The sequence below is a fragment of the Paenibacillus sp. sgz302115 genome (assembly GCF_056120445.1).
Window position 1 is genome coordinate 67,360 of the sequence record NZ_JBVYOK010000009.1, and the last position, 21,964, is coordinate 89,323.

A 21,964-nucleotide genomic window follows, 5' to 3' on the forward strand; every position below is an offset into this window, starting at 1 on the left:
CAAAAAAACAAACGGCATGGCCCCTGAATCGGAGCATGCCGTTTGTTAATCGTATACTGGATGGATATTTTTATTACCGGATTCTCTCTTAAGAACTTCGTGATATATCCTTAAATAACTATCTGTCATCTTCTTATTGGTGAATCTTGTATGAACATATGCTCTCAAGAGGTGCGGAGCAGGATATTTCTTCTGCCTTACCTTTAGTACCATCTCACTCACAGTATTGCATATCAGATAAGGAAATCCGGATAATACTTCCGGCACTGCACCTTTTCTGAGTGCCAGCACCGGAGTGCCGCAAGCCATGCTTTCAACCATTACAAGACCGAAGGGTTCTTCCCATAATGACGTGAACAGCACACATTCCGCATGTTTGATTAGCTGTTGCTTTACTTTTCCGCCAACAGGTCCAGCATAATGGATATTCGGATTTTTCCGGATGCGGGGCATAACTTCAGTGCGAAAAAACTTGGAGTTTTTCACAGGGCCGGCGATAATCAGCTTCTTCCCCGTCTTTTCAGCAACTTGTATGGCCTGCAGAACCCCCTTGTTGCGAATAATCCTGCCTAAAAACAACATGTATTTATGTTTATCTGTACTAAATTCATATTCACCAGGATTTATCCCATTATAAACATATAAGCCTTTGTTGTTCCCCAATATCCGGCGGGCACGCTTACTTACGTATACTGGATACTTAACGCGCCGCTTGACCGGGATATGGACTGTGCACACCGTAGGAATCCTAGGATTAACTGTGCCAAGCGCGGAACGGAACGAATGGTCATGGATAATATCCGTCCGCTCAGGAATTTTGCTCAGCACAAATCTTGCGAGGCCTCCGTGCCTAAGCCCCTTAGGATAAGTGATAAGCTTTGCCTTGCTCCTGCTCCCAGAAGCTGCAAATAAATAGACCTCATGTCCCCGTCTGATCAGTTCCTCTGTCAGCTCATAAACAATTTTCTCAGTCCCTCCCTTAACGGAAGGCAGGGGCTGGGCCTGTGGATAATTTGAAATTACTTGTATAATCGTTAATTTTTTATTTTTGGGAAGCTTAACGGACTTTTCCATTACAACCGAGCTCCCTTCAGCTCTTCGTTTTTATCCTGCGGGTTCAGGGATACATTAAGCTATGCAATAAAACAAATCTTGACCGGGCACCGGATGACATCCAGTAATGCCGGGAATTTTGACTGGTGGCATTATTTGACTAACTAAAAATCGGGTTTTGGGCAATATTAATTTCGGGGAAAAACTCTTCGAGGAGGAATTTATTTAATGAAAAAGTTGTCTGTAGCGATCTTGTCGGTATGTTTGATGATGAGCGCCGCTTCTGTGGTACAAGCTGCTCCTGTTGAAACAAAACATGAGCTAAAGCATGAGAAGAAATTACATGCCGAAAACGTCCACAAAGCAAAAGTGCACAAAGAGCATGCTAAGAAAATGCACACGCATGCTAAAGGACTCAAGGCAAAAAGCATGGAAGGGAAAATTCTGAAGGAAAAAGCCCTGAAGGCAAAAAGCATGAAAGCTAAGAGCATTAAAGCCAAAGCAACCAAAATGCCAAAATCCGGCTTCGGCGGTGCCAGCGAGCAAATGGAATAGGAGGATGAAAGAGGGCGAATCTCACTTCTCCCTCTTTCTTTTCTACACATGAAAAAAGGGATATCCGTATTTTTTTTGATATTCATTTGTCTCAGTCTTGCCGGCTGCTTCGAATCCCCATCCGGCAACAAGGAACAGCAGGAAGCAATGATTCCCGAATCCTCACCGTCCTTACCGCCCTCGCCGGTGCCGACGGAGAAGCCCAAAATGTCGAAACTCCAACAGACCGAGATTCTTCCAGTGAAATTTTTGCCGGTCCGGATGGAGATTCCTTCGATCTCAGTGAAGGCAGCAATCAAGCCTGTTACTATTCTGACCAATGGTCAAATGGATGTGCCCAAGGACACCAAAGTGGCGGGTATTCTGTATCCGGGAATTTTAGCCGGGGAAAAGGGAAACGTTATTATCGACGGGCATGTGGACAGCTACACAGGTCCGGCGGTGTTCTATAAATTGAAGAGGCTGAAACCGGGAGACCGGATTATTGTCTCCGACAAGAAAAACCACAAGCTGGCCTATACTGTTGAGTCGGCAGAGATCTTTGCTCCGGCACAAGCGCCGGTGGAGCGGATATTCGGCAAGACGGAGGAATACCGCCTGAATCTTATCACCTGTACGGGAAGGTACAGCAGAAAGAAAAAGGAACATGAACACAGGTTAGTCATCTTTGCGAAGATAGGTGATAAATGATGAAGCAGTTCAGAAGAAACAGGTGTCTGCGTGCAGCAGCCATTGTAATAATATTAGCGGCAGCTATGTATTCTCCGCTCCCAAAGGCGGCAGCAGATTCAGATAAGCATGAAATTGAATCAACGCTGAACCAAATTTTCAAGGACAGGGCGGAGGTGTTGCTCCACCCTCAGTCGGAGGTCATTAACAAGTATTATATTCCGGAAAAATTAAGCCAAATGGCGCTGGAGCATGAGCGTTCACGGGCCGAGTATGTAAATAGCTGGGCAGCAAAAAGAACCATTAAACTGACAAGCTCAGAGTCCGGCATTCGTATCATCCGTCAGAGCATCATTGGCGATATGGTCAAAATTTCCCTGGTTCAATCACATAAAGTAGGATATGTATACATCAATAAAGTGATGACGCCGGAACAGGTTTTCGGTGTTGGAACGAGGCATTTTCTCACATTAAAGAAAGATGGCGGTACGTGGAAGATTGCACGGGAATGGTATCTTGATCCGCTGGATGAGGACCCCCGCAAAATTGCGGATGGACCGGAGAGAACAGCTTCATCACCCAAAGCCAAATTGGAGCCGGTTGACGGTAAAAAATATAAGCGCAAGCGTGCCGTGCAATATGCCCATAAATATGCCGGTGCCGCATGGGGCGCAGGAAATCAGCATCACTATAACAAAAAGTATTTGGATTACACGGGTAAAGGCGGCGACTGCACCAATTTTGCTTCACAGGTCATCGGGGATCAGGAGGAGGGCGGAGGCTTGCCCATTGCAGGCGGGTGGCGGTATTTTGCCAATTCAGGCGGTACACAAACCTGGGTGCAAACCGATGCATTCAGTAATTTCCTTACCAGGTCCGGCTATGGCAAGCTTATTGCCAAGGGCGATTACAAGCATATCGTAACTCCTTCGCAAAAACACCCGGAGGGTGCGGTTTCAGAGCTTCAGCCTGGTGATCTTATCGGTTATATTCTGCGCCATAACGATACGGACCATTTCTCCGTCGTTGTCGGCTTTGATGATCACGGCTATCCTCTGGTCAACTCCCACACAGCAGACCGCTACCGGGTGCCCTTTGATCTGGGCTGGGACCGGAATACCAAGTATCAATTGTTTCACATCAGGGATTAGTAAATTGATGCTTGTCAGCATAACACAGGTTTATCGTAATACAGTAGATATATAAACCTATGCTGTTGTGCTGGAGGAAATATGAGAATACCCCGGCTTTTAAAGCAGTCCGCAATCAGGGCCGGCGCCATGCTGCTAGTAAAATTGATCGGACTGGCCGGCCGTGTGGTCCTGACCCGGCTGGTTGGCGCAGAAGGAATCGGACTTTACCAAATTGCCTATTCATTCTATGGCTTCGTGCTTATGCTGACAGGCGGCATACCCACGACACTTGCCATTGCAACCGCAAAAACGCCCTCACAAGGCTGGAAATTCCTGAAGATCATCACGCTATGCATGATTCTTTCAGGAGGAATAATCAGTCTCGTGATTTACAGCAATTCATCTGTGATCTCCGGTTTGCTTGGCAATCCGTCCCTGGAGTACGCGGTCCGCAGTCTGGCTCCTTCCATCTTTGCAGTTCCGCTGCTAAGTCTGGCAAGAGGATATCTGCAAGGAATTAAGCAAATCGGAGTTATTGCATGGTCGGAGATCGCCGAGCAGGCATCCAGATTTTTGTTCATGCTGCTCATTATCTGGCAGCTGGGGTGGCTTGGAATTGAGCGGGCAGTAGGCTATGGACTATATGGCACTCTGATTGGGGCTGTAATCTCGTTCACCCTGCTGACCGTTTATATTTCTCTGAACAACAAGAAGATCACCTTTATCGAGCCTTTTCACCGGCCTCTGCCCCTGATATGGTTCGTCAAAACTTCACTTGTTATTTCAGCCACACGTATGCTTATCCCGGCTTCGGAATTCATTGATGCTCTTCTTATTCCAAACCGGCTGCTGGCAGCGGGATACAGCACCTCCGAAGCGACTGCAATATACGGAGTGATCTACGGTATGGCGGTCATTATCGTGTATTCCCCCACGCTTCTGACCGGAGCCCTCAGTCATACTGTATCCATGCATATTGCCGCCGCCTGGCAGCAGGGAAATCAGAAAAGAGTGGCCAGCCTTTCAAGCCTGGCGCTTTATGCCTGCTGGTTATGGGGACTGGTCTGCGGATTGTTTTTGTTCGTGTATGCGGATGAGCTGTCCTTCTTTATCTTTAATACCGCGCGCGTTAACCAGGTGATCCGATATCTGGCGCTCATTCCGCTTATCGTGGGCTTCCGGGAAATCTCAACCAGCATTTTATGGGCAAAGGATATTCGCAAAAATCCATTTTTCGGGCTTTTATCAGGAATCATTTGTGCTGTCATTATCCAGTATTTTCTGGTTGCGCTCCCGGGGTTCAGCTACAAGGGGGCTGCTGCCGGAATACTCATGCTGGAGCTGGTTGCCGCCTGCTGGAATTTCAGAGTACTGCACCGCAGTGAGGCAGGCCTGAAGCAGATCCTGCTCCCGCTGCTGTACGATCTTGCCTTTGTATTCATCACGTTATCAGCACTGACACGATTGTTTCACCACTCCGCTGAAATCTTAAGCTTGTGGCGTTTTCTGTCTATGAGCTGCTTATATTTTACAATCTCAGGGGTGTACATGTATTTTCGTTCCATACGAAAGATGCTATAGCTTCGGGCAGAAGCCTTATTCCGCGTTGTCGTACAGCGCGATCAGTTCATCGAAGGCGGATATAATTACGTCAGAGCCTTTCAGCTCATCCTGCCGTCCGAAACCTGCGTAGGCACAGCCGATGACCGTCTGCCCGTTGCCTTTGCCGGCCTCCACATCAGACGAGCGGTCACCGACCATCCAGGCATCCTTGATGCCGTTATCGTCCAGCAGAATGCGCAGCAGCTCGGTTTTGGTCGCAGTGCCTTGTCCGCCTGCGCTGTAGAGTCCATCGAACAGTCCCTTCAGCTTATGCACCACAACAATGCTGTCAATGTAGTCCTTCAGCCCATTGCTGGCTACGAACAGCTTCACACCACGCTCATGCAGCGCCGCAAGAGTCTCAGTTACCTTCGGATACAGTAATGTGCCTCCGGCTTCCAGTCCTTCAACCTCCAGCTGCAGCAGCAGCTCATCGGCACGGCGGTGAACGGCTTCATCGACATCCGGCATCACTCTCTTCCAGATATCCCTCAATACCATGCCCAGGCTGCTTAGAATCAGCTCTTCAGGCGGAGTCGGCCCGTGATACAGCCCCTCCGCGCGCAGCGCATCAAACATTTTATGATAAGCTGGCAAAAGCAGGCTCTCCGTCTGAAACAGTGTTCCATCCATATCAAAGATTATTGCTTCCGGTTTCTTCAGTTTCATGAACGACCCATCCCTTTCATTATTTTTACATAGGCCTATGATATAGGACAAAAGGGACCGGAAGCAAGCACCATTACGGCACTGTTCCGGTCCCTTCTGTTATAAGCCTTGGGATGTTGGGTAATCAGATTATACGCGGTCGAAGCTCGCGATCAATTCGTCAAGCACATCTTTGCTGACCATTTTGCCTTTGAAGTTGATCAGATTTTCCGCACTTCCGGAGAAAATGCAGGTAGGCTCATATTTTCTGAGAATGATCTTTTCGCCGTCGACAAAAATTTCAAGCGGGTCTTTTATGTCAATTCCCATCGTTCTGCGAAGTTCAATCGGAATCACGATACGTCCCAGTTCATCTACTTTTCTTACAATACCTGTTGCTTTCATCTTTGCATCCTCCCTTGAAATATCACTTATATAATCATTGGTGTTAAAAGCTATAAACGCTTCTAAAAAGTTGAAATGATTACTTTATATCTGCATTGTAAGGTGCTATTTCTTTCCTGTCAATTTTATTTCTACATCTTTTGATATTAATCGACAAAAAATTCGACAAAATTTTGAGCGCATTCGACAAAATACTGATTTTAGGCCTGATCTGGCAGTTATTATATAGACCTCTCCACTTGACAGTAAAGTTATACCTTCTATATATTTTAATCACTATATTAAATTGGAGTGTTTCCATGAGCGCAGAAGCAGAGAAAGAACAAGCCATTTATAGAGTCATGGATAATATGGCCAGTGTACAGCAGAAATCACAGGCTTTCGTAGACCTGATATCTAAGCGGGAATCGCTATCCCAGAACCAAATCATGTTAATGTTCCAGCTTCAGCTCACGGGGAGCTTGAATATAACAGATATTGCTGAAAGATTCATGATTACGCCTGGAGCCGCTTCGTTCATGTGCGATAAACTGGAGGACCAGGGATTTGTCGAAAGAATCCGGACGAAGGAAGACCGCAGAGTGGTCAAAATCGTTCTCACAGAACAAGGAGCTGAGCGTATCCGTTCCCTATTTGATGCATTCGAGGCGGCTGATCTCGACAAAATATCCAAGACGCTGCAGAAGATCAATGACCTGATGGGCGACATTGTAAAATAAGTAAATATTCTATAGAACGCACTGCACTCTCTGCATGAGGTGCAGTTTTTTGTGTGCTATTCAAATTTATTATATTGATTATATATTTCAATTAATATATATTTTAGTTACTAAAATAAATGAAAATGGGGTGAACCTCAAAATGCCCAATCCAGTTCAATTTATAGAACCTCCGGTGAAAGTACGCGGGTCCCTGATACGGCGGGGAAATATGGAGGCTTCTCTGGTGAACGTTGTTGGACATTTGCATGTTGAAGGTGATTTGAAAGCAGAGGAGCTGAAGATAAAAGGTGAATGCTCCATTGGACATTCCTGCCAAGCGAATGAAGTAGCCATCCTCGGAAGTCTTCGGACTAAGTCCCTTCGGACAGGACGGGTTAACTCTTCAGGATACTTATCTGTAACACAAGAAGCGGCTGCAGAAGATTTTCGAGCGGACGGCAGTGTGCGGATCAACAGCTTGTCCTGCGCCAGAACAATTCATATTCGCCTGGGTTCAAGATGCATGATTAAACACATGACGGCTGGAAAGAACATTACCATATCGCCTTCTTCCAGGTTGATTAATCTTTTGATGAGCCCATTTCGGAGATTAAGCTGTGAGACCATTGAAGGTGCGGCAGTTAAGTTGTATCGGACGACAGCCAGCATCGTCAGCGGGGAGGATATCATCATTGGACCCGGATGCATTATTCAAGAAGTCCGTTATAGCAGAACGCTTACAGTTGATTCCAAATCACGAGTAGACAAAATCGTCCAGATCAATGGTACCGGAGGATTGTATGAGACACTACTCTAATTCAAGGCCTTATATACTAAAATTCATCGCAAAAAGCTGTGTCATCTTATTTTTCGTGCCGATTCTTGGTACTTGGTTAGCGGGGAGTGCAATTTGTGCTCTTATTGCTCCGATTGCAGGCGTGCTGCGAACCTTGGGGGTGAGCGGCATAGGAATGAGGATATCCCCCGGTTACTCCTTGCCGGTTATGTTCAGCATTCCATTTGGCCTATGTCTAGCCTTAGTACTTTGGATATCATTTTATTACACAAGACGCTTATTGCGGATATGCCTAAAGTTTATACAAAGCTAAATCAGTTGAACTTGAAGAAAAATTGGAGACGGGCAGCGGCCGGAAGTCCAAACATTCCACGTAGTTACGACCAGACCCCAATATGAAAATCTATAGTTCAACTGATATAGCTAAAATCCCTCCGTGAATTGGTCGAATTCCTTCCCGCTCACGAAGGGTCTTCATTACACCTCGCACACATTGCGGAATCGAATCAGCTTAAGGCTCTTGCCAATGCGTTGACATAATCCGTTCTGGCGCGCCTGCTAACCTCAGCGTCCGGAACAACGTGTTCAAAGCCATGATAGCCGCCGGGATACAGATGAAATTCCACATCGACACCGGCCTGTGCCAATCGGGCGACATATTCAATCGTCTCATCCCGAAATGGATCAAGCTGTCCAATACACGTATAGGCGGGAGGCAGACCGGTCAAATTATTTGAGCGGCTGGGCGCTGCGTAAGGAGATACATTGTCGCCGGCAGGTCCTCCAAGATACATCTCCCACGCGGCCAGATTGTTGGCCCGGTTCCAGACCGCCGGATCGGTAATTTCATGGCTGGAAGGCGTAACATTCCGCTCGTCGATCATCGGATACAGCGGCATCTGGAAGCAGAGGGAAGGACCGCCCTTGTCCCGGGCCATTAGCGCCAAGGCTGCGGCCAGCCCGCCTCCAGCGCTCGCCCCGCCAACTGCGAGCCGGGACAAATCTACATTGAGATCATTGCCCGGTTCAGCCAGCCAGCACAATGCTGCATAGCTATCCTCAATGGCTGCCGGAAACGGATGCTCAGGCGCAAGCCGGTAATCAGGCGATACAATGATACAGCCCGCTGCCTCTACAAAGCTTTCGCATAACGCATCATCTCCGCTTGGGTAACCAAGCACATAACCGCCGCCGTGAGTCCAGAGCAGCGCTGGCAGCGCGGTTCCATCCCGCTGAGCCGGTTCATAGATTCTGACCGGTATCTGATTCGAATCGGCTACCGGCAGAGTGCGTTCCGTAATTCGAACGAACTCCGACTTTTCAGCAGGCGGTTGAACAAACTGCCGGGCCGAAGCCAGATCTCCGGGCAAATGGAGCGGCGGCAATTGCGATATCCCTTTTTTTAATTCCGGGGCTACTCTGTTCATAAAATCCATCTATAATTCCTCCATTATGTTTCGTATTCCGAACACTCAAGTCGTTCCCTTCTCGAGCAATTTGACCGGAAGAACGGTCTCAAGCGGTGCCTGTTCGCCCGCGATCTGCTGAAGCAGATACGTGACTGCCAGTTCTCCCATTGTCTTGATTGGCTGCTCAATGGTAGTTAAATCATCCACGTTGCCAAAAGAAATTCCATCATACCCAATCACCTTTACTTCATCGGGAACGGCTTTGCCAATCTTTCTGCAATTCTTCAACACTTGTAATGCCAGCATATCGCTGCTGGCAAATACACCGTCAATATCGGGATGTTCCTGAAATAAGCGGCAGACCAGTTCCTCGTACTCCTTGTATTTAAAGCCGTTCAGATCCGTTTGTTTAACGATGAACTCAACGTCTGTTCCGCTCACTTGTCCCAGAAAAGCGTCATGCCTCTGCTTGGCCAGTAGGTTAAGCCGTAAATTCCCGCTAATATATGCTATCTTTTTACAATTTTTCTTTAATAGCAGCTTGGTCGCCAATACCCCTCCATGGTAATTATCAGAGGAAATAAAAGGAATTGATTTTGAAATTTGCCGATCCAAAGTTACTAGTGGAAGGTTAATTGACATATAATCCTCCACTCTCATCGTATGGCTGCCCATTATAATTCCATCAACCTGACTGGCTCTCAGCAAATCGATATACTCCTTCTCTTTTTTCTTGTGGAGCAAGGAATTGCACAGCATCAGCTTATACCCCTGATCGTAGGCGTAGGATTCAATGTGCTTGGTTAATTCTCCGAAGAACGGATGAGAAATATCAGGAATGATAAGACCTATGACATTGGATTTTTTGCGCAGCAAAGACCGCGCCAGCTCATTCGGCTGGTAATTCATCTCCTCCATGGCTTCACTTACTCTTTTCTTCAGCCCATCGCTTAAATATCCCCGGTTGTTGAGAACACGGGAAATTGTCGTGACCGATACTCCCACTTTCTCTGCAATATCTTTAATCGTTACACCCATCCATAACCTCCTTTCCAGAATAAGTTCTCTACATCCACTATGTTAACCGGTTAATACACAAGATGAGGCACAGCCTCACAGGAAGAATCCGGCCTCTTCTGCGCTGACCCTGTGAAGTTTCTCCCTCTGGCAGAGAGACCGCCACTGCTCTTGTCTTATGTCGTACCCCGCTCAATAAGAGTAACCGGAAACGTGCTCTGCATGTGAATTTCTTCACCCTCGATTTGCTTAACAACTAACTGAATCATGTATTCGCTCATTTCCCGAACCGGTTGTCTGACCGTGCTAAGATGCGGCGTAATCAGGGATGCGAGCTGAACGTCATCGTACCCGACGATTCTGATCTCTGAAGGGATGTCTTTCTTAAGTTGATGACAAGCATGAATGACCTTGGCAGCAATCACATCGCTACTGGCGAATACACCGTCTATTTCTGGATGTTCTTGTAAAAAACGGACAATTGCACACTCATTCTCGCTGTCATCCATTCCTTCTTCTTCTAGTTGAAAGTGCAGGGGTTCTATTCCTGCGTTCTTCAGCTCTGCATCATATCCCTGCCCTCTCCCGCTAGCCAACATAGCCTGGTGATAAGGACCGTCTATTCCACGATAGATGAAAACCGGTTTGCGGCAGCCTTTATCAATTAATAATTTTGTAGCGAGTTTGCCGCCTTCAAAATTGTCTGAGGTAACGACAGGAACATCCTCAGATAAAACGCGGTCGAATGAGACAATTGGCAGGTTCAAGTGAAGATAATGCTGGACATCCAGCACAGCACTGCCCATGATAATTGCGTCGACTTGATTCTTCTTCAGCATGTCGATGTAATCGGCTTCCTTGGAGACATTGCGGTTGGAATTGCACAGCAGCAGTTTATAGCCCTTTTGATCCGCGAAATACTCAAGGTAATAGGTTAGCTCGGCAAAAAAAGGATGCGCAACCGTAGGTATAATCAGTCCGATCATATTTGATTTCTTTTTGAACAGCGCCCGGGCCATTTCGTTCGGCTGATAATTCAGCTCTTTCATAACCTGATACACTTTTTCCCTGGTCTCCTGACTGATATAACCCCGATTATTGAGCACACGAGAAACCGTGTTAACAGAGAGACCAGCCTGTTTTGCGACGTCTTTAATTTTTGGCATAAAGACCACCTTGCTTTTTTATCCAATTATAAATTAAATCCGGGTTTATTTCAGCAAGAAAACGCTTATTTCAAAGCCCCTTCCGTAATGCCCTTAATGATTTGCTTTTGTAAAAATAGATAGATGATCAGCACAGGAATGATCGTCATAATGAGCCCGGCCATTAAAGGCGCGTAATCAACGGAATAGGAAGAAAAGAAGGCATAGGTTGACAGCGGCAACGTTTTCTGGTCTGAAGACAGCAGCACAAGGCTCGGCAGCAAATAATCATTCCAAATCCAAAGCACGTCCAAGACAAGCAGCGTTACGAAAACCGGCTTTAACAAAGGCAACACGACACTAAAAAACGTTCTCAGCCTTGAGCTGCCTTCGATAAAAGCAGATTCCTCCAGCTCATAGGGAATTCCTTTGATGAATCCGTGAAAGGTAAATACGCCAAAGGGAACCCCGAATCCCAAATACATAAACAACAAGGTCATTTTATTGTTTAGCAGATCCATATTCCCATATAGCATAACCAGAGGAATCATAAGCACCTGAAATGGAAGCGCCATTGAGGCCAGCATAAGGAAAAACAGGAATGCATTTAACTTCCATCTATAGCGCACAAACAAATACCCTGTCATCGCCGAAAAAATAATGATAGTGAATACAGCAACGGCGGTGATGATGAGCGAATTCATAAATCCCTGCAAAAAGTCCATGTCCTTAAATGCACTTGCATAGTTATCAAATTTTAACGTTGTAGGCAACGACAAAGGATTTTCAAAGAATTGCTGCGTTGTTTTGAAAGAGTTCATTACAATCAGCAGGAAGGGAGTCAAAAATGCAAGCAACAACATATACAAAAACACCGTTTTTAGCCGAGAGTTGAGCCGCTGAGCATTCATTATGATTCCACCTCCAATTTCTTGAGCAGATAAGATTGAGTCAGCGCTATGATTGCTACGACAGCGAACAAGACGACGGCTTCCGCCTGACCGATGCCATATTGATTGGACAGGAAGGCCTTTTGAACTATATGGTAAGTGGCGAGCTCGGTCGAATTGAAGGGTCCGCCTTTGGTCAAGGAAAGGTTGATGTCATAAGTCAGGAATGAACGGGACAGCGAAATGAATATGCAGATCACGATCGCCGGAACCGTAAGCGGAAGTATGATTTTACGAATAACCGAGGAACGGCTGGCCCCGTCAATGCTGGCTGCTTCCAGAACGTCAGTCGGAACACCTGTAAATCCGGCAATATATATGATCATTAGATAACCGACCAATTGCCAGGCCGTCGCAATGATGAGTGCCCAGAACGCAGTCTGTGTGTCTGTCAGCCAGGATGTGGAAAATAGTTCCCATCCATATTTATTGCCTAAGTAAGGCAACACCTGCGAGAACAAGGTTTGCCATAAATATCCGAGGACGATACCGCCGACCAGGTTGGGGGTGAAGAAGCCTGTGCGGAGCCACTGCTCCCCTCTCCCTCCTCTGGTTAGCGCCAGAGCGATGAAAAATGCAAATAAATTAGCGATAAGCACGGTGAAGAATACAAATTTTAGGGTGAACCATAGTTGGCCAAGGAAGATTTTATCGTGAAACACCTCTGAGTAGTTTGCAAAACCGATGAAGCTGCTGTCGGCAGTTCTAACATCCCAATTCGTAAAGGTCAAATATAAGCCGACAACGAATGGTATAACAACAACAGCGGCAAACGCAAATACGGAGGGACCGCCGAATACCAGAAATGTTCCTACGTTCTTTAAGGATAACTTGTTCTTCATAGTGCTTCCCCCTTTCTTGAAGAAAAGATGGGCTGAGGCTGCGTCTCAGACCCATCTATTCATTTCAAAACAACGAAGTAAATGAACCTCTATTTTCCCGCATATGTTTTCCAGTAATCCTGAACCTCTTGCGCAAGTCCTTGGCGGTCAATCTTTCCTACCAGGTACTTTTGCATAGATGCCCCGGTCTTAGCCCAATAATCCTGCGGCAAATAGTTGATTACACCGATGTTGATCGTTTTCCCTTGGTCCACATAGCTGCTTACGGCATCTGAAATCACGTTGCTGCCTTTTGCTTTGAGATCCTTGTAAGGCATGGACAGCCCCATTTTAGTAATGATTGCATCCTGGCCCTGCTGGCTTGTCAATGTCCATTCGATAAACGCTTTTGCCGCTTCCTGCTGTTCAGGCGTTGATCCGGAATTGTCAATCGCGAACAGCTTCGGTTCGCTGTATGCCACTTGAGAGTTGCCAAAATCGCTCGGATTATTGCTGATCGGCAACGGAATGATACCGAATTCTTTATCACGGCCATCAAGTGTACCGATTACAGCCCAGGTCCAGTCTCCCATGAAGTAGAATGCGGAAGCTCCCTTTGCAAAATCTGCGCTGTCTTTATTGTAATCTGCGACAAGCGGATCGCTTTTGCGGGCATTGTACTTCTTCAGCAAGTCAAAGGTGTCCATTAGACCGGTAAATTGCGGATTGTCTGTAAGATTGACCTTTCCATTCTTCAGTTCTTCTACAAATTTGCGATTGTCATCTACCTTTTGCGATTGCAAAGAATAGGTCAGGCCCAGATAATGAGCCCCTAAAGACCAGTCCGCTCCGTGAATCATCACCGGTGCTGTACCTGCGGCTTCGATCTTCTTAAAAAGCGCTTCCAAATCGTTGCGGGTCTTTACCGATGCGGGATCAAAGGCTCCCCCAATGGCTGCCTCTACCGCCCGTTTGTTGTACAACAAGCCGTATCCTTGAGCCGTCCAAGGAATACCTAGGAACTTCCCGTCGAGCAACGCGCCCTCAATAGCCCCCGGCTTGGTCAGCCCTTCATATTTGGCCTTCTCAGGCTCCAAATCGAGAAATTTGTCCTTATATTGCAGAATGGTTCCCGGATCGAGGTTGGCAATAGTAGCGGGATTTCCCGAGGCCAGCAGCGATTGGAACTTTTCAAGCTGTGCTCCTCCAATTGGCGTCGGAATGAGTTCAATGGTCACATTCGGATTAAGCTCATGATACGTCTTAAATAGCTCCTCGAACACAGTATTGGCTTCGGCAGAGGTATTAAAGAACGTAAGCTTGACGTCCTTGGAAGTCTGCTGCGTCTGCGCTTCTCCCTTCGCCGGCTCCCCGGTTGCTGCCGCAGAGTTGTTTGTAGAATTGCTCTTGGAACATCCAGCCAACAAACTGAGCACCAAAGCCAAACAGATTGTGAAACTTGCTCCCTTTCTCATTTTCAAATCACTCTCCCCTTACATTCTGTTTTGAATGCGCATTCATTTGCGATGCACCTTTATATTAACCGGTTAACATGTTTATGTCAACGGGTTATCACATTATAAAATTGAGTGTCTAGTCCATACAAAATCCCCCTTCGTTACGGGAGCTGATGCCCGTTCACGAAGGGGGATTGCTGACCCGGCCGTTACAGCCGGGCTTGCCTTAAGAAGAATGAACTTCAAATAATCTGGCTGTTCTCCCGGGTGGAAGAGATACGGTTAGTATGCCTTCCGTCTTGTCCCAGCTCCATTCCGAGCGGTGCTGCTGCGGATAGGCGCACCTTACAGCCGCCTCCTGCCCCTTAAGCTCGGCGATTGGCAGCTTCACCTCATCTTCCTCTCCGGCAATCCGCCAGACCGCGAGGTAGCGCGTATCGCCGTGGCGCAGGCCAAAGCTGACCCACTGGTCTTCGCTGTCCGGCAAGCCCAGCGGCCAGAACGGAGTCGCTTGCGGGATGTGGGCGCGGATGGATTTGTAATAATCCAGCGCTTCCTTCACCAGCTCCCGCCGCCGTGGCTCCAGCTCGGCCAGGTGGCCGCTCTGGTGTACACGAAGCAGCAGCGCGTTGACCATGTTGAAGATGACCTCTTCATCATCACCCTCGCGCAGCGGATAGGACCACACCGCAGATTGCTCCGGTGTGAGGGCCATCGGCGAGCCTGCGGCAATCGCCGCGTACTGCACATAGTCCTCCTGGTCACTGGTGGACTGGATGCTGTGCCGGCTGAGCATGGCATAGTCCATGCGCATACCGCCGCTGGAGCAATTCTCAATGACCAGCTTCGGATAACGGGCAAAAATGCTGTCTAGCCAGGCCAGATAAGCACGGTTATGCTGCAGCAGCCCATCACCGAAGCTGTCTGCGTCCGTCTCTGTACCGATACCGGCATTGATATTGTAGTCCATCTTGATGTAACCGACTCCATACTCCTCCACCAGCCTTGCAATTACACTATCAGCATGCTGAATAACCTTCGGATTCCGGTAATCGAGCTGATAGCGGCTGCGGTCCTTGACCCGTTTGCCATGTCGCATGAAGAACCAGCTATCGTCCGTCTCCGCCAGCTTCGGACTGTTGATTCCCATAACCTCCATTTCCAGCCACAGGCCGGGAATCAGCCCTTTGCTGCGGATGTAATCCAGCACAACCTTGATCCCTTCCGGGAACCGCTCAATGGAAGGCTCCCACTGGCCCACTCCATCCCACCACTCTCCGGGCGCATACCAGCCCGCGTCGATGCAGAAATATTCGCACCCGACATCAGCAGCGGCATCAATCAGGGGCAGAAGCTTCTCTGTTGTCGGACTTCCCCACAGACAATTCATATAGTCATTAAAAATGATCCGCAGCAGCTCGTTATCCTCATTCGGCCGGCGGATAATCCGGCGGTAGGCGGTAAGCTGCTCCGCCGCGCCCTCGATGCCTCCCTGGACAGCTCCTACAGCGACCGGAACCGAAGTGAACTCTTCTCCCGGTGCAAGCTTCAGCCACCAGTGGTTGTCATGCTCGGTCGGTCCGCTGACCAGCAGCGTAAGCTGGTCGTACTGGTCGGTCAGCTCCCAGTGCCACGAGCCATTATGCTCGATCTGCCAGAACAGGCTGCTCCCGCTCTCCTTGTTGTGCAGAATTGCCATCGGCAGCAGCTCTGCCGCCGACCAGGAGCCTGTGTTGCTGGCAGCGATGCGCTTGGAGCCGCGGTCAGCCAGATGAGACATCCCCAGCTCCGGCAGCCGGTAGGTCCGCCACTGCAGCTCGCTCTGCCAACCGCTGTGGGCAAGCGTAACCTCGATTTTATCATTGCGGTCACCACTGCCCTCTTTGTCCACACCTGTAAGCGCAAATGTTGAAAGGTATTCTACGGCTGCTTCAGCAGTCCCTTCATTCTTCAGCACCGTCCAGCAGCGTACCGTCTGCACGCCGTTATAGAACTGCAGATGCTGCACCGCTTGGATTCCGGTCACCGGATCAGCCAGCGTAATCTCAAGCTTGCGGCCAAGCGTATTCACGCTGTCATGATGGCCGCCATATATCATCCGCAGCCCCGGATACGACGCCCGGTGCGTACGGCCGTGATATTCATCCCGGTCCTCCCCCGAGAGCTGCAGCTCCAGCAGCCGGAACCCCGGCTTATGCTTGTCCGCAATCAACCCAGCCTCCAAAGGCGCTGCGCCAAAATGCAGCAGCCGTACATCCTGCTCTTCCGTAATTTCAATCGTAAGATAAAGTCCGTTCTCGGCAATCTCGATGAGCTTGCTGTCCATCATTAATTTGGCCTCCTGACAAATGTTGGTGTCTCCCCTGATTATAAAGTCTTCCTTTGTATTCGTAACTGAAGATTTTTATTGCTGTTGTACAAGTGAAGAAGTAGCGGAGGGGAAGTTTGGAATTGGAGGAGCGTTAGCGTCCGCCTTTATGTTTGGATTTCTACTGCGGCCAGCAGATTAAATCAGGAAATCCAAACATAACAGCGGCCGGAAATCCAAACATTCCCCGCAGTTACGGCTATTCACCGCGCACTCCCCCCTCACACAACAAAGGACGGCCCCCTCGGTAAATGAATCTTACCTTCAAGGCCGTCCTAAGATAATTGACTAAGCTTTATTGCCCGGCCGATCCGAATTGAATCCAGGCTTTTTGAATTTCGTCAATGGCTTGATCTTTGGTTTTGCTGCCGCCGATATAAGCCTGCATCAATTCACCAAATTTCTGGTGGAACGTATCCAGCGAATAGTTGACCGACAGGTCGCCGGATTTTTCGGTTTTGAGGATTTCGTTCATTTCCTTAGGCATCTGCAGGTCAGGCATCGGAGCATCCTTGATTGGCGGGATAACCTTAGCCACTGTGGAGAACCAGCTCTTGCCGTAGTCGGAAGTGTACAGCCAGTTGAAGAAATCAATCGTTTCCTTCACTACAGGGGAATCCTTGTTGATACGCAGCGCCTGGTCTGCACCAGTGATGATCTGGGATTGCTCTGGTTTGTCGCTGACCGGGTAACCTGCGATGCCAAGGTCAAAGTCAGGGGTGATCTTCTTGATCGCTTCCTCATCCCATGCGCCTTTACCGGTCATAAATGCCGCCTTGCCCAGGGCAAAGTCGCTGACTTCAGCATTGCTGTCGCGTTCCAGAGGCTTGTCTGTTCCGTGTTTAACAGTAGTGTCAATGAAGTTGAAGAAGTTGTTGTACAGCACCGGATGATCCTTGAACGTTGTTTTGCCGGCGATAAAGTTGCCTACAAGCGTCTTGGCATCAATTCCGGCATCCGTAGCAGCCGCATCCACGAAGTGCTGGAAGATGTGCTTCCAGACCCACCACTCTTTATAAGCGTTGGCGAACGGGGTGATGCCCTTGGCTTCCAGCTTGGTAATGGCATCATCCATTTGTGCGGTGGTCTTTGGAACCTCAGTGATGCCTGCATCGGCCAGCAGCTTTTTGTTATACATCAGGACGAACAGGTTGCCTTTAACCGGAAGTCCGAGCACTTTGCCGTCCGAGGAGGTCATATTAGAGCGGACCGCATCGGTCATTGCGGCTGCCAGCGGTTCATTCGTCAGATCTGCACTGTATTCGGCAAAGGTGTCGATATCTCCGCCGGCTGTAGTCTGGAATACGTCAGGTGTGCTGCCTGCGGCAATTTTGGATTTGAGCACCGTATTGTAGTCCGCCTGCATAATTTCCAGATTGATGGTTACATTCGGCTTCACTTTTTTGTATTCGGCAATATAAGCGTTGAAGGCATCAGTGTACTCTGGAGATGCGGTGAACATATTAATCGTGACAGGTTTGGAAGTATCAGTAGCTGTGTTAGCCGCTGCATTTGTTCCCCCTGCGTTGTTAGCGGCATTATTGGTGTTGTTGCCACCGCAGCCAGCCAGTAGTCCGCCAGCAAGCAGCAGACTTGCGGATAATGCCATAAATCTTTTACCCTTCATGATGTTGCCCCCTTTTCCTCATGTTTCTTGTGGTCTTGGTGCTATTTTAAATAAAAAGAAAAAGGATAAGAATGTACATAAGTGATCTTATGAGGGTAAAAAAGTGTGCTCATGTAACCGTTTCACTTTTCTCCCTCCAAGTGCAGCAGCCGAAATTCAGAAGGTGAACATTCATAGTAGTTGCGGAACGCCTTGCTGAAATAGTTCTTGTCCTTATACCCCAGCATCTCGGAAATATCCTGGATCTTGAGCGCGGGATCGGACAGCAAATCCTTGGCCTTGTCCATTCTGACCTTCTGCACATACTCATGAATCCCATACCCGTACTGCCCCTTGAACAGCTTCATCAAGTATTCTCTGCTCAGGAAATATTTATCCGTGAACAGCGATATTTTAATATTCTCGAAATAGTGGTTATCAATGTACGCTTTAATATTTTCCAGCACACTGCTGCGGTCTCCGGCCAGCGATCTGCTGATTTCTCCGGCGTATACATCCAGAATGCGGCTCAGCACACCCTCAAACTCTCCGAAGGTGGCAAAATCACTGCTGATGCCAAGCCCGCGCAGCCCCTTGCTTTTGCCGCTGCGCAGCCGCTCTGGAACCGCCTCAAGCTGAGTGGCGATATCCCCCAGCAAAATGATGAATTCCTGAATCCGCCGGTCGGCTTCATCCAGGCTGAAATACTCCGCGGCCTTCCACTTCCGCGTGAATTCACTGAGAATGCTCTTCGCGTGGTTGACGTTTCCGCTCTCCAGGGCATTCAGAATCATCGGCATCCGTCCCGTCAGGGAAGGAGCGTCCTTGGCTGCAGGCTTCGCAGATCCGCTGCTTGCGACTATATTCTCCTTCAGATTCAGCAAATCTATTCCATCCAGCGCGCCTTTGGCATGCTCGTAGGACTGGGCGATCTCCATCACATCGCTGTAGGACTGCCCAATGCCTCCCGCACAGACCATGCCGAACAGCTCCTTCAATGTAGAGACTGCCTTCTTCATATGATGCAACGAGAGAAACGCCGCCTCTTCCCCGTAGCTCCCCTTCAAGGTGAAAATCGCGATGAACTCCCGTTCACTTCTGGGGCTGGCGAAGCTGAAGGCCTCGAAATGGCCGTCGCTGTTCTCGTTGATGACATTGGTTACGGCAAAATGCAGCAGATCCCGGTCCTCATGGAACCGGTCATGGCGTACCTGCTCCAGATTCAGCATCCTTAACACGCCTACGGTAAAATGATTGCCCGGCGTGTCCGCACCGATCAGCGGCAGAAAAGCTTCATTGGACTGGTTCTTGAAGCTGCGCTCAATGATGGAGAGATACATCTTCTCCTTCAGCTTCGGAAGGGACATGTTCAAGGTAATGTTGCGGCTGATGAACTCGCTCTCCTTCTTGCGTTTGGCTTCCAGCACATCGACTGACTTGCGCAGAGCGGCATTAAGATCATTCCGGTTCACCGGCTTCAGCAGGTAATCCACCACCTTGGAGCGGATGGCCTGCCGGGTATATTCAAAATCGTTGTAGCCGCTGATGACAATCAGCAGCAGATCAGGGAATTCGCGTTCAGCGATTTGCAGGAGCTGGCTTCCGCTGAGCTCCGGCATCTTCATGTCCACCAGCGCCAGGTCAATCTTGTGCTGCCGCAGAAGCTCCAGCCCCATCTTGCCGTCCGTCGCCTCCAGCACCTGATCAACACCCAGGCCCTCCCAATCCCCAAGAATATTAATCGCCTCGCGCAGCGGCTCTTCATCATCAATAATCAGTACTTTGTACATGTTGTCCCAGCCCTCCCCGCGGTAACCGCATATCCATTCGTGTGCCCTGCTCATCGCTTGCAATCGTAAGTCCAGCTTCTTCTCCATATAAGAGCTTTAGGCGTGTGTTCAAATTTTTAAGACCGATGCTGTCGTCCTTCTCTTCGGGTTCCCCTGCGCGGTCTTCCCACTGGATCTGCAGCGAGCTGAGCACCTGCTCAAGCCGCTCTGCGCTGATGCCCGGCCCGTCATCCAGCACGGAGATTACGCTGTGAGTAGACGTAATATGGGCCTCAATCCGGATTGTGACCGTACTAGACACCTTCTCCAGCGCATGCTTGATGCAGTTCTCCACCAGGGTCTGAATCGACAGCTTGGGAATTCTCAGCGCAAGCAGGCTGTCATTCCAGTCGTAGGCCACCTGCATACGGTTCCCGAAGCGGGCCTTCTGCAGCGCCAGATAACGTTCAATATGCTTCAGCTCCTCACTGGCCTGCACCACATCTTTTCCGCTGATGCAATACCTCAGGGTGAGGGCCAGATTATCGACCATTTCAACGATATCATCATTGTTGTTCTTGAGCGCCTTAGTGGAAATCGCTTGCAGCGCATTGTACAGAAAATGCGGATTGATCTCGGCCTCCAGCGCCTTGAGGACGGCGTTTTTCTCAACAATTTTCATTTTGTAGCGCTCGTTGATCAGCTCGTTTGTCCGCTCCACCATCTTGTTGAAGTGGCGGGACAGATACGCAATCTCGTCATTCCCCTCCACTACGGCTTCGGCGTCGAAGCTGCCGGTGCTGAAGCGTTTCATCTGCAGGGACAGATGCTTCAGCGGGCTGGTGATTTTATTGGAGGTGAAGCTGACCAGAATAACGGACACAATCAGGAACAGCAGACCAATCGAATAGCTTAATATGCGCGTGGTGGTCGCTGCTTCATAGATTTTTTTGTACGGAATCGGCTTGATGAGCTTCCAGCCTTCTTTTTTGCTGATGTCATAGATCACCAGGTATTTCTCCCTGTTGTAGGACCACGTCACACGCCCGCCAAGGGCCGGCGTAAGCAGCTTAAGCAGCCCCGCAGCTTCACTGTTCCGGTAAAATTCCGGGTTATCCACCACAAACGGCTCATTGTCCGGGCTGACATACATCAGATGCTCCCCCGTGCTGAACGGGATATCCTTCATAATCTCATCCGTCACACTGGAATTGAAATACAGCGACAGGACCGCCTGCGGCTCCCGGGACACAATCGAACGCAGCAGCCGGTGATAGCCCATGAAGCTTTTATCTGAATTAACGGGATAATCCGCACTTTTTTCCAGCTCCGATCTGTCTTTGACAAAAGACTGGTACGAACGGTTAAAGGGGCTTGCCAGCGCACGCTTGTACCACGAAAGATTCTCGATGGACGGGTGCTCGGCCTCCCGCACGGTAATATTATAGTTCTCCTTAGTGACATAATAGTATTTATGCTTCTTGATCACGTACAGGTAGATGGCCTCCAGATCATTGCGGGAAAAATAAAGATTCTTCAAATAATCCTCCACATACATCTTGGACGCGTAGTCCTCCGATTCATGCAGGAGCGCATAGTTGAACTCGTCATAGGAAATTTGCGGCAGGGACAATTGCCCAATGCCATCCAGGTAGCTCTCCAGATTGCGGCCGACCAGAAGCAGGTTGTTGCTCGTGCTGGAGATGCTGTTGTTCACCGATTCCTTGCGCAGCATTCCATAGGAAATGAACGTGAGCGAGGTTACGACCAGGATGATAATGATCGTGAACAGGAGTATGAGCTTATTCGCCAGACGGCGTGAAATCCGCTCCAGCAAAGGCTCGAACAGCTTGTACAGAG

At 48.9% G+C, this 21,964-nt stretch carries 19 protein-coding genes; 6 read left to right on the forward strand and 13 right to left on the reverse strand.

From position 1 onward, the window contains the following. Positions 1 to 45: 45 nt before the first annotated feature. Positions 46 to 1,074: a glycosyltransferase gene (locus AC0LWN_RS17920; RefSeq protein WP_474667620.1), complete on the reverse strand. Its 1,029-nt coding sequence runs from the start codon at positions 1,072 to 1,074 to the stop codon at positions 46 to 48. A gap of 207 nt (positions 1,075 to 1,281) precedes the next feature. On the opposite strand from AC0LWN_RS17920, the gene AC0LWN_RS17925 reads away from it, so the two are divergent. The 4 genes from AC0LWN_RS17925 to AC0LWN_RS17940 all read left to right on the forward strand — a co-directional run bounded on the left by AC0LWN_RS17925 (position 1,282) and on the right by AC0LWN_RS17940 (position 4,991). After that, complete coding sequence (locus tag AC0LWN_RS17925) at positions 1,282 to 1,608, forward strand: hypothetical protein (protein ID WP_474667623.1); 327 nt, start codon at positions 1,282 to 1,284, stop codon at positions 1,606 to 1,608. A 207-nt stretch (positions 1,609 to 1,815) separates the two neighbouring features. Further along, complete coding sequence (locus AC0LWN_RS17930) at positions 1,816 to 2,298, forward strand: class F sortase (RefSeq protein WP_474667626.1); 483 nt, start codon at positions 1,816 to 1,818, stop codon at positions 2,296 to 2,298. Beyond that, complete coding sequence (locus tag AC0LWN_RS17935; RefSeq protein WP_474667628.1) at positions 2,298 to 3,428, forward strand: amidase domain-containing protein; 1,131 nt, start codon at positions 2,298 to 2,300, stop codon at positions 3,426 to 3,428. Before AC0LWN_RS17930 ends, AC0LWN_RS17935 begins: the two co-directional genes overlap by 1 nt. Positions 3,429 to 3,509: 81 nt before the next feature. After that, positions 3,510 to 4,991 (forward strand): oligosaccharide flippase family protein, encoded by a 1,482-nt coding sequence (locus AC0LWN_RS17940; RefSeq protein ID WP_474667630.1) that lies wholly within the window; start codon positions 3,510 to 3,512, stop codon positions 4,989 to 4,991. 15 nt (positions 4,992 to 5,006) lie between these two features. Here the strand turns inward: AC0LWN_RS17940 and AC0LWN_RS17945 are convergent, their stop codons facing one another. Next, positions 5,007 to 5,681, reverse strand: coding sequence for an HAD family hydrolase (locus tag AC0LWN_RS17945; RefSeq protein ID WP_474667632.1), 675 nt, complete (start codon positions 5,679 to 5,681; stop codon positions 5,007 to 5,009). 129 nt (positions 5,682 to 5,810) lie between these two features. Then, entirely contained in the window at positions 5,811 to 6,065 is a 255-nt protein-coding gene (locus AC0LWN_RS17950) for an AbrB/MazE/SpoVT family DNA-binding domain-containing protein (protein ID WP_020428768.1), read from the reverse strand. A gap of 299 nt (positions 6,066 to 6,364) precedes the next feature. Here AC0LWN_RS17950 and AC0LWN_RS17955 point away from each other — a divergent pair, with 299 nt between their 5' ends. Together AC0LWN_RS17955 and AC0LWN_RS17960 are read left to right on the forward strand one after the other, a co-directional pair. Next, positions 6,365 to 6,784 carry a MarR family winged helix-turn-helix transcriptional regulator gene (locus AC0LWN_RS17955; RefSeq protein ID WP_474667636.1) on the forward strand — a complete coding sequence of 140 codons (420 nt, stop codon included), beginning with the start codon at positions 6,365 to 6,367 and terminating at the stop codon, positions 6,782 to 6,784. A gap of 49 nt (positions 6,785 to 6,833) precedes the next feature. Beyond that, positions 6,834 to 7,583 carry a hypothetical protein gene (locus AC0LWN_RS17960; RefSeq protein WP_474667638.1) on the forward strand — a complete coding sequence of 250 codons (750 nt, stop codon included), beginning with the start codon at positions 6,834 to 6,836 and terminating at the stop codon, positions 7,581 to 7,583. A gap of 485 nt (positions 7,584 to 8,068) precedes the next feature. On the opposite strand, the gene AC0LWN_RS17965 is transcribed toward AC0LWN_RS17960, so the two are convergent. The 10 genes from AC0LWN_RS17965 to AC0LWN_RS18010 all read right to left on the reverse strand — a co-directional run bounded on the left by AC0LWN_RS17965 (position 8,069) and on the right by AC0LWN_RS18010 (position 21,941). Continuing rightward, the gene (locus AC0LWN_RS17965; RefSeq protein ID WP_474667640.1) at positions 8,069 to 8,998 is read right to left on the reverse strand and encodes an alpha/beta hydrolase; all 930 of its coding nucleotides are present in this window, start codon (positions 8,996 to 8,998) and stop codon (positions 8,069 to 8,071) included. A gap of 36 nt (positions 8,999 to 9,034) precedes the next feature. After that, entirely contained in the window at positions 9,035 to 10,027 is a 993-nt protein-coding gene (locus AC0LWN_RS17970; protein WP_474667897.1) for a LacI family DNA-binding transcriptional regulator, read from the reverse strand. 137 nt (positions 10,028 to 10,164) lie between these two features. After that, on the reverse strand, positions 10,165 to 11,154 hold the full coding sequence (locus tag AC0LWN_RS17975; protein ID WP_474667642.1) for a LacI family DNA-binding transcriptional regulator: 990 nt from the start codon (positions 11,152 to 11,154) through the stop codon (positions 10,165 to 10,167). A 65-nt stretch (positions 11,155 to 11,219) separates the two neighbouring features. Beyond that, complete coding sequence (locus AC0LWN_RS17980) at positions 11,220 to 12,044, reverse strand: carbohydrate ABC transporter permease (protein WP_474667644.1); 825 nt, start codon at positions 12,042 to 12,044, stop codon at positions 11,220 to 11,222. Then, positions 12,044 to 12,925, reverse strand: a complete 882-nt coding sequence (locus AC0LWN_RS17985; RefSeq protein ID WP_474667646.1) for a carbohydrate ABC transporter permease — start codon at positions 12,923 to 12,925, stop codon at positions 12,044 to 12,046. The genes AC0LWN_RS17980 and AC0LWN_RS17985 overlap by 1 nt, the downstream gene beginning before the upstream one ends. Positions 12,926 to 13,014: 89 nt before the next feature. Further along, positions 13,015 to 14,379, reverse strand: a complete 1,365-nt coding sequence (locus AC0LWN_RS17990) for an ABC transporter substrate-binding protein (protein ID WP_474667648.1) — start codon at positions 14,377 to 14,379, stop codon at positions 13,015 to 13,017. Between the two features lie 208 nt (positions 14,380 to 14,587). Continuing rightward, the gene (locus AC0LWN_RS17995) at positions 14,588 to 16,687 is read right to left on the reverse strand and encodes a glycoside hydrolase family 36 protein (RefSeq protein WP_474667899.1); all 2,100 of its coding nucleotides are present in this window, start codon (positions 16,685 to 16,687) and stop codon (positions 14,588 to 14,590) included. Between the two features lie 337 nt (positions 16,688 to 17,024). Beyond that, positions 17,025 to 18,356 carry an ABC transporter substrate-binding protein gene (locus AC0LWN_RS18000; protein WP_474667650.1) on the reverse strand — a complete coding sequence of 444 codons (1,332 nt, stop codon included), beginning with the start codon at positions 18,354 to 18,356 and terminating at the stop codon, positions 17,025 to 17,027. A gap of 122 nt (positions 18,357 to 18,478) precedes the next feature. After that, positions 18,479 to 20,125, reverse strand: a complete 1,647-nt coding sequence (locus AC0LWN_RS18005) for a response regulator transcription factor (protein ID WP_474667652.1) — start codon at positions 20,123 to 20,125, stop codon at positions 18,479 to 18,481. Then, positions 20,103 to 21,941: a sensor histidine kinase gene (locus AC0LWN_RS18010; protein WP_474667654.1), complete on the reverse strand. Its 1,839-nt coding sequence runs from the start codon at positions 21,939 to 21,941 to the stop codon at positions 20,103 to 20,105. Before AC0LWN_RS18010 ends, AC0LWN_RS18005 begins: the two co-directional genes overlap by 23 nt. Positions 21,942 to 21,964 lie beyond the last annotated feature (23 nt).

What these genes read in the sequence shown, in the direction of transcription:
- AC0LWN_RS17920 (WP_474667620.1), bottom strand. Translation starts at nt 1,074, where the DNA reads ATGGAAAAGTCCGTTAAGCTTCCCAAAAATAAAAAATTAACGATTATA.
- AC0LWN_RS17925 (WP_474667623.1), top strand. Translation starts at nt 1,282, where the DNA reads ATGAAAAAGTTGTCTGTAGCGATCTTGTCGGTATGTTTGATGATGAGC.
- AC0LWN_RS17930 (WP_474667626.1), top strand. Translation starts at nt 1,816, where the DNA reads ATGTCGAAACTCCAACAGACCGAGATTCTTCCAGTGAAATTTTTGCCG.
- AC0LWN_RS17935 (WP_474667628.1), top strand. Translation starts at nt 2,298, where the DNA reads ATGAAGCAGTTCAGAAGAAACAGGTGTCTGCGTGCAGCAGCCATTGTA.
- AC0LWN_RS17940 (WP_474667630.1), top strand. Translation starts at nt 3,510, where the DNA reads ATGAGAATACCCCGGCTTTTAAAGCAGTCCGCAATCAGGGCCGGCGCC.
- AC0LWN_RS17945 (WP_474667632.1), bottom strand. Translation starts at nt 5,681, where the DNA reads ATGAAACTGAAGAAACCGGAAGCAATAATCTTTGATATGGATGGAACA.
- AC0LWN_RS17950 (WP_020428768.1), bottom strand. Translation starts at nt 6,065, where the DNA reads ATGAAAGCAACAGGTATTGTAAGAAAAGTAGATGAACTGGGACGTATC.
- AC0LWN_RS17955 (WP_474667636.1), top strand. Translation starts at nt 6,365, where the DNA reads ATGAGCGCAGAAGCAGAGAAAGAACAAGCCATTTATAGAGTCATGGAT.
- AC0LWN_RS17965 (WP_474667640.1), bottom strand. Translation starts at nt 8,998, where the DNA reads ATGGATTTTATGAACAGAGTAGCCCCGGAATTAAAAAAAGGGATATCG.
- AC0LWN_RS17975 (WP_474667642.1), bottom strand. Translation starts at nt 11,154, where the DNA reads ATGCCAAAAATTAAAGACGTCGCAAAACAGGCTGGTCTCTCTGTTAAC.
- AC0LWN_RS17980 (WP_474667644.1), bottom strand. Translation starts at nt 12,044, where the DNA reads ATGAATGCTCAGCGGCTCAACTCTCGGCTAAAAACGGTGTTTTTGTAT.
- AC0LWN_RS17985 (WP_474667646.1), bottom strand. Translation starts at nt 12,925, where the DNA reads ATGAAGAACAAGTTATCCTTAAAGAACGTAGGAACATTTCTGGTATTC.
- AC0LWN_RS17990 (WP_474667648.1), bottom strand. Translation starts at nt 14,379, where the DNA reads ATGAGAAAGGGAGCAAGTTTCACAATCTGTTTGGCTTTGGTGCTCAGT.
- AC0LWN_RS17995 (WP_474667899.1), bottom strand. Translation starts at nt 16,687, where the DNA reads ATGGACAGCAAGCTCATCGAGATTGCCGAGAACGGACTTTATCTTACG.
- AC0LWN_RS18000 (WP_474667650.1), bottom strand. Translation starts at nt 18,356, where the DNA reads ATGAAGGGTAAAAGATTTATGGCATTATCCGCAAGTCTGCTGCTTGCT.
- AC0LWN_RS18005 (WP_474667652.1), bottom strand. Translation starts at nt 20,125, where the DNA reads ATGTACAAAGTACTGATTATTGATGATGAAGAGCCGCTGCGCGAGGCG.